This window comes from Bradyrhizobium sp. (assembly GCF_052389815.1).
Classification (GTDB): Bacteria; Pseudomonadota; Alphaproteobacteria; order Rhizobiales; family Xanthobacteraceae; genus Bradyrhizobium.
This window is the reverse complement of record NZ_JBQTHN010000246.1, coordinates 1-7,260: the sequence shown is the minus strand read 5'-3', so window position 1 is coordinate 7,260 and position 7,260 is coordinate 1. Positions and strand designations below refer to the sequence as shown.

Genomic DNA, 7,260 nt, shown 5'->3' with positions numbered 1-7,260 from the left:
AGGCCACCTGGCTCTGGTCCCGCGCCTCTGCGGCGTATTCCGGATCGAGCTCGCAGATCACGCGGTTGCGGCCGTTTCGCTTGGCGGCGTAGAGGCAGGCATCGGCGCGCTCGATCAGCGAGTCCGTGTCGTCGCCCGCCTTCAGCAGCGACACCCCGACGGAGATGGTGACGCGGCCCAGAATCTCGCCGGTCGATTTCTTCTTCAGCTCCTTGGCCATCACCGCGCGGCGGATGTGGTCGGCAACCGTCAGCGCCTGGCGCAATCCCGTATTGGGCAGCACCACCGCGAACTCCTCGCCGCCATAGCGCGCGGTGATATCCTGGCCCTTGATGGTCTGCTTCAGCGACATGCCGACCAGCCGCAGCACCTGGTCGCCGGTGAGATGGCCATAGGAATCGTTGAACGACTTGAAGTGGTCGATGTCGAACATCAGGAGCGACAGCGGCTCGCCGCTCGCGAGCGCGGCCGTCACCGCCGCCTCGATCGAGCGGTCGAAATATTTGCGGTTGCCGAGGCCGGTCAGCGGATCGGTCAGGCTCTCGGCGCGGATCGCTTCCAGGCTGTGCTGCAGGTCGTTGATCTCGTGCTTCGACAGCGACAGCCGCTCTTCCAGGGCCTTGTTGGTCTCGCGCATCTCGCGCGTCGATTTCACCAGCTGCTCGACGATCGCGTTGAGCTGCTCGCCATTCTGTACCGAGGAGAGCTTCTGGCTGGCGCCGTCGAGGCTGGCGCCATAGCTCGAGGACACGCCGAGCGCTTCCGTGATCAGCTTCATCACGTCGTCGATCTCGCCGATCACGCGCGCACCGACCTTGTCGATGCGATCGGAAGTCTTCAGCTGGGAGAGATAGGTCTCGTAGATCTGCTCGAGATCGCTTTCGCTCAGCTTGCCGTTGCGCGCCAGCGTCTCGTTGATGATCTTGTTGAGGGGAGCGTTGTAACCCGTCGCGTAGACATACCAGATTTCGTAGTTGCGGGGAATTGCGGTCTGGCGCAGCGATTTGATCTGGCCGAGCGCGATTTCGGCGTAAGCAAGCGTGCGTTCGTGCTCGTCAAGCGGTTTGACCACCGATCCGTCCCCAATAGCGCGCGGTGCCGCCCGGTACCCGGCAGCAATTACTAAATCAACGAGCCTACGCTATCGGAGGAGAATGAACGGCCGGTAAACATGGACCGGCCGTTGGTACGCTATCAGACGCGCGCGCGCACCGGCCGCAGCAGGAATGCGGGAAGGTGCGAATGATCCGCAGGTTCAATTTCCTCTCGCGGAATACGGCGCGGCTCGGGCCGGCCGATCGACGGCACCTCCGATGGAGCCGCCGCCTGCGGCTGCGGCGCCGAACGGCGGCCGCCCTTGCCGGCGTGACGTTCGCCGGCAGCTCTTTCACCGCCAGCTCGCTCGCTGCCGGCTCGTTCATTGCCATGACGCTCGCCGCGCTCACGGCGCGGCTTGCGGCCGCCGCGCGAACCGTCGCGGCCATGATCGCGCTTGCGGGGCTCGCGCGGATGCTCGCTGTCCTCGGACGCTGCGGCGGCAACTGCGTAGTCGCCTTCGGCGCGCGGAATGCTCTGGCCGATCAGCTTCTCGATCGCCGCGATCGATTTCGAATCGAGCGAGGTGACGATGGAGATCGCGGTGCCGGCGCGGCCGGCGCGGCCGGTGCGGCCGATGCGGTGCACGTAATCGTCGGGGTGATGCGGCACGTCGAAATTGAAGACATGGCTGACCGCGGGAATGTCGAGGCCGCGGGCGGCGACGTCGGAGGCGACCAGCAGCGGGATTTCACCCTTGCGGAATTGATCGAGCGCCGCGGTGCGGGCCGACTGATCCATGTCGCCATGCAGGGCGCCGACGGCGAAGCCGTGCTTCTGCAGCGACTTGTAGAGCACGGCGACTTCGCGCTTGCGATTGCAGAAGATGATCGCGTTGTTGAGATCCTTGGCCTCGCGCAAGAGGCGGCGAAGTACCTCGCGCTTCTGATGGGCCTCGCGGCCGCCCGGGACCTGGAACTGGGACACGCCGGTCGCGGTGGTTGCGGGGCGGGAGACTTCGATGCGTTCGGGATTGTGCAGGAAGGTGTCGGAGATGCGGGAAATTTCCGGTGGCATCGTCGCGGTGAAGAACAGCGTCTGCCGGGTGAAGGGAACCAGCTTGCAGATGCGCTCGATGTCGGGAATGAAGCCCATGTCGAGCATACGGTCGGCTTCGTCGATCACCAGCAGCTCGACGCCGGTGAGCAGCAGGCCGCCGCGCTCGGTATGGTCGAGCAGACGGCCCGGGGTGGCGATCAGCACGTCGACGCCACGCATCAGCTTGGAGTCCTGGTCGCCGAAGGAAACGCCGCCGATCAACAGCGCCACGTTGAGCTTCTGGCCGGCGCCGTACTTGTCGAACTGCTCCTTGACTTGCGCGGCAAGCTCACGGGTCGGCTCGAGGATCAGGGTGCGCGGCATGCGTGCCCGGGCGCGGCCCTTCTCGAGGATGGTCAGCATCGGCAGGACGAAGGCAGCGGTCTTGCCGGTGCCGGTCTGCGCGATGCCGAGGACGTCGCGCCGCGCGAGGACGTGGGGGATCGCCTGTGCCTGGATGGGGGTCGGGGTGGTGTAACCGGCTGCCGCGACTGCGGCGAGCACCTTGTCGGACAAACCGAGATTGGAAAAAGACATTGAGCCTCTGTTCGACCCGCCGTTTGGAATCGAAGGTAAAAAGGCTGTCGCGTTCAACCCCGGAAACGGCGTGCTTTTAAGGAAGCTCAGGGGCTCTGACTTACGCAGACGAGCGGCTAACCCAGGGAATCGTATTTCGACCGAGGGCCGCGTTGAGCCGGAACATAGGGTCGAAATGGCCAAAGTCAATCTGGGAACTGGCCTCATGCGGCAAAAACCTTAATGCTTTCGCACAAATAAGCGTCTTTTCGTCATTTTGCCTTCAAACGGCGGGACAACATGGCGGCCAACGGGCAGGGGGCTGAACCTCGCATCCACGTCCAGCGACTATCAGGGCGACTATCGGGGCGTCGGGCCCATACGCCGCAGGCGCGGCGCAGGCGGGGATTTCTGCGATGAACTGGATGAATTGGAAGAACGCGGCCGCCCTCTGCATCGCGGCCGCCGGCATCATGCTGGCCATGCCGGCCCATGCCGCCAAGCGCGTGGCGCTGGTGATCGGCAATAACGATTACAAGCACGTCTCCAAGCTGCAGAAGGCGGTCAACGATGCCCGCACCATGGGCGATACGCTCAAGCAGCTCGGCTTTTCCGTGATGGTCGCCGAGAACCAGACCCGCCAGGCTTTCAGTCAGACGCTGCTCGCCTTCGACAAGGCGGTCGAGCCGGGCGATACCGCTTTCTTCTTCTTCGCCGGCCACGGCTTCGAGATCGCCGGGCAGAATTTTCTGCTGCCGACCGACGTGCCGGCGGCGACCGAAGGGCAGGAAGAGCTGGTGCGCGATTCCTCCGTCCTCGCCGACCGCATCATCGAGCGGCTGCAGAACAAGAAGGCGCGCACCGCGATCCTGGTGTTCGACGCCTGCCGCAACAACCCGTTCGAGCGCGCCGGCACCCGTGCGGTCGCGGGCGGCGGCGGACTGGCGCCGATGACGCAATTGCCGGAGGGCGTGTTCTCGGTGTTCGCGGCGGGCCCGCGCCAGACCGCGCTCGACCGCCTCTCCAATGACGACGCCAACCCCAATTCGGTGTTCACCCGCATCTTTGCGAAAGAGCTGACGCAGCCCGGCCTCAACCTCGTGCAGGTCGCGCAGCGCACGCGCCGTCTGGTCAGCGAGTCCGCGGAAACCGTGCGCCACAAGCAGGTGCCGGTCTATTTCGACCAGATGGTCGACGACGTCTTCCTCAACGGCACGGCGAAAGCCGAGCCCAAGTCCGAGCAGAAGTCCGAGCCTTCGGCGGTCGCCGCAAAGCCCGCCGAGCCGCCGCAGCAGGTGGCGGCGTTGACGCAGGTGCAGCGCATCGCTCCGCACAACGATTCCGTCAATGCACCGATCGCCGCCTTCTCGCGCCACAACGGCGGCTGGACCGTGGTGTTCTCGATTGCCGATCCGACGCTGGGGATTTCCTGGCGGCTGGGCGATGCCGGAGAATTCCGCGAGACCGGCTTCATCGACACGCTCGACCCGCGCACCCGCAAGCGGATGTCCAATCCCTCGATCGAGCTGAGCGCCGACCAGGGCGCAACCACCATCCAGGTGCGCTATGTAGATAGCTCCGGCGAAATGCAGGGCCCGTTCCCGGTCCGCTTCGATCCCGAGGCCGCGCTCTTGCGCGACCAGCGCAAGATCCTCGACATGACCGCGACCAGCTGGCTATCGTTCCGCGACTACAACGGCCTGCTGGTCTACTACACGCACCTGATGTCCTACCGCTGCGCGATCCGCGAGGCCCGCATCGGCATCGACAGCGCGGTGCCGGACAAGGTGCTGAAGATGCCCGCCTGCAATCCCAGGGATCCCAGCGCCATCCCGCACGACGCCAACCCGTACCTCAAGCTTTCGCCTGCGACGAAGTCGGTTTCGATCGAGTTGACCTATCGCGACGGCAGCGTGTCGGAGATCAAGACGTTCCGGCGGTGACTCCGCCCCACTGTCATTGCGAAGAGCCGTAGGGTGGCAAAGCCAACGGGTCGCGCGAATGCGCGCCCGATGACAGCTCCGCGTGCCCACCTTCGCGAGCACACTGGTGAAGGTGGGCACGGCGCAAGTGCGCCTTTGCCCACCCTACAGTAATCCGATTGCGGCGAGATGGATTGCTTCCGCCTTCGCTCTCCGAGCGTCGGCGGACTCCGAGCCCTGCGAAGCTTGCGTAGCAAGCGGAGAAGGGTCGTCGCTGTCGCTCCTCGCAATGACGAAGTCGTGCATTTGGCGTATGCTCTGCTACCGGAGGTAGCTATGGCGCAATCGATTCGAGTTCGCTGCTGCATCGTCGGAGGCGGCCCGGCCGGGATGATGCTGGGCTATCTGCTGGGACGCGCCGGCGTCGACGTGGTGGTGCTGGAGAAGCATGCCGACTTCTTCCGCGATTTCCGCGGCGACACCGTGCATCCCTCGACGCTACAGGTGATGGACGAGCTCGGTCTGATCGATGGCTTCCTGAAACTGCCGCATCAGCGCTTGCAGAAGATGCAGGGCATTTTCGCCGGCACCCGGGTACAGGTCGCCGACCTCACCCGACTCAAGACAAAATACCCCTTCATCGCCTTCATGCCGCAATGGGACTTTCTCAATTTTCTGCGCGAGGCCGGCAGCCGCTTTCCTTCGCTCAAGGTGATGATGAGCAGCGAGGCAATCGACCTGATCCGCACCGGAGACGGCGTCAACGGCGTGCGCGTCAGGACGCCGGACGGCACGATCGACATCGAGGCGGATTTGACGGTCGCCTGCGACGGCCGGCACTCGACGGTGCGCGAGCGCGCAGGGCTCGAGGTTCATGAAATCGGCGCGCCGATGGACGTGCTGTGGTTTCGCGCCGGCAAGGCGCCGAACGAGACCGAGAAGATCTTTGCGCGAGTCGATCCCGGCAAGATGATGGTGACGTTCGACCGCGGCGATTACTGGCAGTGCGCTTTTGTGATTCCCAAGGGCGGCTTTGAGGCGGTGAAGGCGAGGGGGCTTTCGGCGCTGCTCGACGATATCGTGCGGATGGCGCCGGTGCTGAAGTCGGGCATATCCGACGTGAAGAGCTGGGACGACATGAAGCTGCTGACGGTCGTCATCAACCGCTTGCACAAGTGGGCGCAGCCCGGGCTACTCTGCATTGGCGACGCCGCCCATGCGATGTCCCCGATGGGCGGCGTCGGCGTCAATCTCGCCGTGCAGGACGCGGTCGCCGCCGCGAACCTGCTTGCGGCGAAGCTTCAGAATGGCGCGCCGAGCGAAGCCGAACTCGATGCGGTGCAGGCGCGGCGCGAGTTTCCGGTCAAGGTGACCCAGCGCATGCAGGTGGTCGCACAGGACAACATCGTCAGCCGGGCGCTGAGGCCGGGGACGCAACCGCTGAAGGCGCCGCTGCCGATGCGGCTGATCACCGCCATCCCCTGGCTGCAGGGCATCACCGCTCGCTTCCTCGCGATCGGCGTGCGTCCCGAGCACGTCCATTCGCCGGCGGCGGGTGGCTAGCGCTTTCGGTTCACCTCTCCCCGCTCTTCTGCGGGGAGAGGTCGGATTGCATCGATAGATGCAATCCGGGTGAGGGGCCGGGCACGGCATCTCCGCGGAAGAGGTCTCTCCGACTCGATCTTTTGAGTCGAGGATTCGGTGGGTGCGGTCGTGTGGCAATCTTCGCGGATCGCCCCTCACCCTCCGCCTTCGCTGCGCTTCGGCGTCGACCTCTCCCCGCAGAAGGGCGGGGAAAGGTGAAGCAAGCCCGTCACGACATCACGGAGAACCCACCGTCTACCGGAATCGCAGTGCCCGTGACGAAGTCGGACGCCGGCGAAGCCAGGAACACCGCGATCCCTGCGAAATCGCCGACGTCGCCCCAGCGCGCCGCGGGCGTGCGCGCAAGCACGCGCTCGTGCAAGCCGGCGACCTGCTGGCGCGCGCCCTTGGTCAGATCGGTGTCGATCCAGCCGGGCAGGATGGCGTTGACCTGGATGTTGTCGGGGGCCCAGGCGCAGGCGCAGGAGCGCGAGAACTGCACGATGCCGCCCTTGCTCGCGGCATAGGCCGGCGCGTAGCTGCCGGCGAAGATCGACATCATCGAGCCGATGTTGATGACCTTGCCGTGGCCGGATGCCTTGAGCGCGGGATAGGCGGCCTTCGAGCACAGGAAGGCGCTGGTCAGGTTGGTGTCCATCACCGTGTTCCACTCATCGAGCTCCAACAGGTGGGTCGGCTTGCGGATGCTGGTGCCGGCGTTGTTGACGAGAATGTCGATGCGGCCGAGCTCCTTGCCGACCCGCTCGATCATGGCGCTCACTGCGGCCTTGTCGGTGACGTCGGTTGACACCGCAATCGCCTTGACGCCGCGTTTGCGCAGGTCCTCGACGGCTTCAGCCGATTTCGCCTCGTTGCGGCCGACCACCGCGATATCGGCGCCGGCGTCCGCCAGCCCCCGCGCCATGCCAAGCCCAATGCCGCCATTGCCGCCGGTCACGATCGCGACCTTGCCGGAGAGATCGAAGGGTTGAGATTTCATTGTTTGTGTCCTTGTTTCCTCGTCATGGCCGGGGTTGTACCGGCCAAACCTAATCTAAGCGAGAAAAATTTGAATATTTATTGATTCACCGGTCAAACCCGCGCA

At 64.9% G+C, this 7,260-nt stretch carries 5 protein-coding genes; 2 read left to right on the top strand and 3 right to left on the bottom strand.

Features of this window, described 5'->3' with window-relative positions; genetic code table 11:
- Both ACT4OC_RS31525 and ACT4OC_RS31520 read right to left on the bottom strand, forming a co-directional pair.
- Positions 1-1,072 (bottom strand): GGDEF domain-containing protein (locus ACT4OC_RS31525; protein WP_444842978.1); only part of this gene is annotated, 1,072 nt, incomplete at its 3' end.
- Positions 1,073-1,194: 122 nt separating this feature from the next.
- Positions 1,195-2,670 (bottom strand): DEAD/DEAH box helicase, encoded by a 1,476-nt coding sequence (locus ACT4OC_RS31520; RefSeq protein WP_444842977.1) that lies wholly within the window; start codon positions 2,668-2,670, stop codon positions 1,195-1,197.
- A gap of 404 nt (positions 2,671-3,074) precedes the next feature.
- Here ACT4OC_RS31520 and ACT4OC_RS31515 point away from each other — a divergent pair, with 404 nt between their 5' ends.
- Entirely contained in the window at positions 3,075-4,592 is a 1,518-nt protein-coding gene (locus ACT4OC_RS31515) for a caspase family protein (protein WP_444842979.1), read from the top strand.
- 315 nt (positions 4,593-4,907) lie between these two features.
- On the top strand, positions 4,908-6,134 hold the full coding sequence (locus tag ACT4OC_RS31510) for an FAD-dependent oxidoreductase (protein WP_444842976.1): 1,227 nt from the start codon (positions 4,908-4,910) through the stop codon (positions 6,132-6,134).
- 250 nt (positions 6,135-6,384) lie between these two features.
- Here the strand turns inward: ACT4OC_RS31510 and ACT4OC_RS31505 are convergent, their stop codons facing one another.
- Positions 6,385-7,155 carry an SDR family NAD(P)-dependent oxidoreductase gene (locus ACT4OC_RS31505; RefSeq protein WP_444842975.1) on the bottom strand — a complete coding sequence of 257 codons (771 nt, stop codon included), beginning with the start codon at positions 7,153-7,155 and terminating at the stop codon, positions 6,385-6,387.
- Positions 7,156-7,260 lie beyond the last annotated feature (105 nt).